The following is a 3601-nucleotide window of genomic DNA, read 5'->3' as shown; positions in this document are numbered from 1 at the left end:
TAATTGCGGTTTACGGCAACGCCGGAAATATTCCCCAGCTCGCAAACGTATCTGTATACCATTGTCGGATATACATCGAACCGCACTCCTAGTGAGTGCACAAATTGATTCAGATTCAATAGCGCCACGCTCTCCTCACGTCAATCGCACGGGATGCCATGTCGACCTGTCTTGTCGCCGCAGTCGATCCGGAGCTTCAGGGCAAACTTGTCGACAGCGAAAGGTCGCTGCTGCATGTCAATCCCGCCGCAGCCGGCGTGGTGTCGGCATGGCGCGCCCCGCCGGCCATGCTCGACGACTGGCGCGTACTTGCAGCGGTGCGCTTCATGGAGCAGCGCCTCGATGGCCAGATGCGACTCGACGATATCGCCGCCCAGGCGGATCTCAGTCCGCATCACTTCCAACGCTACTTCAAGAAGCTGCTGGGGCAGTCGCCGGCCGCCTATCGCCGCCGTATCCAGCTGGAGCGTGCCGCCCTGCATCTATGGATCACCGGCCATCCGGTGATCGATATCGCGTTCATGGCAGGATATGCGAGCCACGAGGCGTTCGTCAGAGCCTTCTATGCCCAGTTTGGGCGCGTTCCGTCGGAGTACCGCAGTCATGCTCGCCAACAGGTAAGTTTTCCGACTGCCGAGGAGCGGGGACGCGTGGCGGAAATCCGGGTGTGCGAGCAGCAGCAGGTTCCGTTGCTGGCGATGCGTTTTTATGGACCGTATGCGAGCGTGGAAACGCACTGGCAACGGTTCGTGGAACACCTGCAAGTATTGGGGATCGCACCCGAACGGTTCCAGGCGATCGGCATTGCGTACGACAGTCCGGAGATCGTGCATAACGCATTTATCCGCTATGACTGCGCGATTGTCACATCCGATTACGATCATCGCCGTTCGGGCCTGGCGCGTCTGCCGTTCAGAGCAGGAGCCTACGGAGTGCTCTCGCACGATGCGCCGTACGACCAGATATTTTCGACCTATCGGGTATTGAGCACCGCGTGGCTGCCGACGATGGCGGACGAATTGCGCATGGAACTCACCTGTGCATACGAGTGTTACCGCGAACCGCCGTGGTTGAATGTGGGCGGTTCGCAGCGCTTCGATCTGATGCTGCCGGTTGCCTGGCTGCGGGCACCGTCGCGACCCACAGGTGCCCGCGCCAGGACCGGAAACGTAGTTTAGCCGCCGACCACGGGGACGCAGGCTGTCACGCGGTCACGCCTGAAACGGCGCTTGTGCCGGCCTGGCCGGCTTCGCCGAGCGCGCGGGAAAACTCGATCACCGAGAGATCCTTCACGCCGCCAGGTATGCCAGGTCTATCGTCGTTTCTTCCACACATGAAGATAGTTAGATTCGACGCTCCCGTCACGATGCTGCCCGCCCCGTAACGAAAATGCGGGTCCCTGATCTTCGTTCGGTTTTCCGCCAGGACATGCCGGTTCGACAGCAACGTTATCGCGCGCTTATCGAGGTCGATGCGGTACAGACCTGCCCAGTCGTCGATCGCCTTGGGGTTCAAATCGCTGCCCTCCAGATCGCCCGCCAGACTCAGCAGATAGAGCGAACCGTCTTTGGCCCTCAGCAGATTCATGTTATCCGAGCCGTGCTCCGTTCTCGCCTCGAACAGCGGCTCGAGCGCGAATTCGGGGTCGTCGAGAAGACAATTGTTACTGAGATAAAAATGGACAGTCTTTGACTGGTTGATCGCGACAAGGTATCGCAGATCGTCGAAAGAGCCGACATCGACGACTGCGATCGACGCGACACTGATACCTGGTTCGAGCAGCGCGGGCATGCGGATCGGACGATGCAGGTCGTTCAGACCGCCAAGCCAGAAGATGTTCAGGTAGCTCGAGCCCGGATCGGTGGCCGGCCACTCGCGCTCCACTTCGACAAGCAGGTAGTCTCCCACCAGTTGACAGCCACCCGGATGATTCCACCAGTCCGGCTTCGTCGTGGTTCGAAGCTCGCGGCGTTCGACGGCCGCGTCGCGATTCACGATACGGATTTCTCCGTTCGGCTGGGCGATGTCGCGAGAGTCGTGGGTGAGAAGATCGAACTGGTTCCAACGGGCCATGCCCTGATAGTGGCTAATCCCGAAGTCGTATTCCATATGGGTGTACGTATGCCGATAGACGCCAGAGCCGTCGATGTTCAGCCGCTCGAAAGCCTGTCTCGGATCGGTCAGCCGGTTCGCGGAGAGCCGCCCCGTGTCGGAGCTTTGCGCGAGGCTGCGGCCGTCGTTGTGCCAGAGGCCGCCGGGCACGTCAGTCCGGTTGTCGCACCACATCACGACGCGCGGCTCCTGATTGTTGTCGATGCCGAGCACCTGAAGATTGCCATCTGCGCCGCCCGCCAGCCTAACGGAGATCGCCTGCGCCGATGCGGGTTGCGCTTTGGGCGTCTGCCACTTGCCGTCACCGTCGGTCCACGCGAGCGGCAGTGCGCGACCGCCGGCCTGGACGCCGACGAGATACGCTCGCTTGCCGAACAGGATCGAATGCATCGCTACATAGCTATAACCTTGCGGCGTGACCGGCGTGAACTCCTGGTGCCAGTTGCCGTCAGCGTCTTGACGGGAAATCCTGACGATCTGTCCTTGGTTCGTTAGCCCGAAGACATAAAGATTGTGATGAATGTCGTGCTGAACGAGTATGTCCCGATAGGACGCGCCGGCGTTGGAGCCGAGACGCTGGCTGCGCTCGCCCACTGGATTCCATTGGTGCGAGCTGTTCTGCCACGCGATCAGGTAGGCGAAGCCATCCGTTGCGCCTATTCCGATCAGTTGCGGAAGATCGTAACGTCCGCTGCCGCTACCAACGCCCAACTGAAGTGTCCGGTACTGTCGTTGACGCGTCAGTGGCTCGTTGCCGCCTGCGTGCCAGCTACCGTCATTCGACTGCGTGACGGCAAGGTACGGCAGCCGGTCGCTCTGTCCCAGGCCGATGACTTGCAAACCGTTGGTGCCGGGCCCGCAGGCTAGCTGTTCGACGTAACCGCGATCGGGGCCCAACGGGCCTGCCGCATAGCCGCTGGGCGCTCGCCACTCGCCGTTGTAGTACGCCGGCAGGTAAAGGCGGTGCGTGGACGAATCGGTGCCCAACGCCTGGAGAAATCCGCCGTTGCCCGCTACGAGCTGAATCTGACCGTACGACCGCGCGCCGGCGAAGGCGAGCGCGTTGTAGCTCGGCATCATCCATGCACCGGACTGCGCCTGCCACGCGTAGCCGTAGAGTCGCCCGGGCGACTGGGGGTCGTTGCCGATTCCGATCAGCTGGGCTATGAAAGGGGCATGGTCCGGCCGGTCGCCGAACGAACCCGCCGTTAGACTGACCGCGGTGGGGAATTGAGTGCGCATGTTTTTCTCCTTGGCAAAGATACGGTGAGCACGTGGAGCTGTGGAGCGCGCCACCTGCGATGCCGTCGAGCGGACGCGGGGCGTGTCGGTCACGAATCTATCAAGCGGTTGAGGGCGCGGCTTGATAATTCTTGCGGTCCGTATCGGGCCGAGCAGCGCGTATGCATTGCGGGTACCTTGATGCTGCAACCGGGTCCTCGCCGATGCATCAATCCGTCGCGCGGCATGCCGGGGCGCGTCGCGGCTT

2 protein-coding genes are annotated in these 3601 nt (G+C 61.6%); one reads left to right on the top strand and one right to left on the bottom strand.

The genetic code is table 11. The features are described from left to right. The first annotated feature begins 158 nt into the window (after nt 1–158). Nucleotides 159–1178: an AraC family transcriptional regulator gene (locus tag AC3WLY_RS35130; RefSeq protein WP_175963580.1), complete on the top strand. Its 1020-nt coding sequence runs from the start codon at nt 159–161 to the stop codon at nt 1176–1178. A 25-nt stretch (nt 1179–1203) separates the two neighbouring features. On the opposite strand, the gene AC3WLY_RS35125 is transcribed toward AC3WLY_RS35130, so the two are convergent. Next, nucleotides 1204–3354, bottom strand: a complete 2151-nt coding sequence (locus AC3WLY_RS35125) for a hypothetical protein (RefSeq protein WP_492310897.1) — start codon at nt 3352–3354, stop codon at nt 1204–1206. Nucleotides 3355–3601 lie beyond the last annotated feature (247 nt).

The sequence above is a fragment of the Burkholderia sp. FW306-1C-G01B genome, assembly GCF_058781685.1.
Note: the sequence above shows the minus strand (reverse complement) of the source record. Positions and strands in the feature narration are given on the sequence as shown.

Coding starts and splice junctions, on each gene's coding strand:
- AC3WLY_RS35125 (WP_492310897.1), bottom strand. CDS start 3,354: ATGCGCACTCAATTCCCCACCGCGGTCAGTCTAACGGCGGGTTCGTTC.
- AC3WLY_RS35130 (WP_175963580.1), top strand. CDS start 159: ATGTCGACCTGTCTTGTCGCCGCAGTCGATCCGGAGCTTCAGGGCAAA.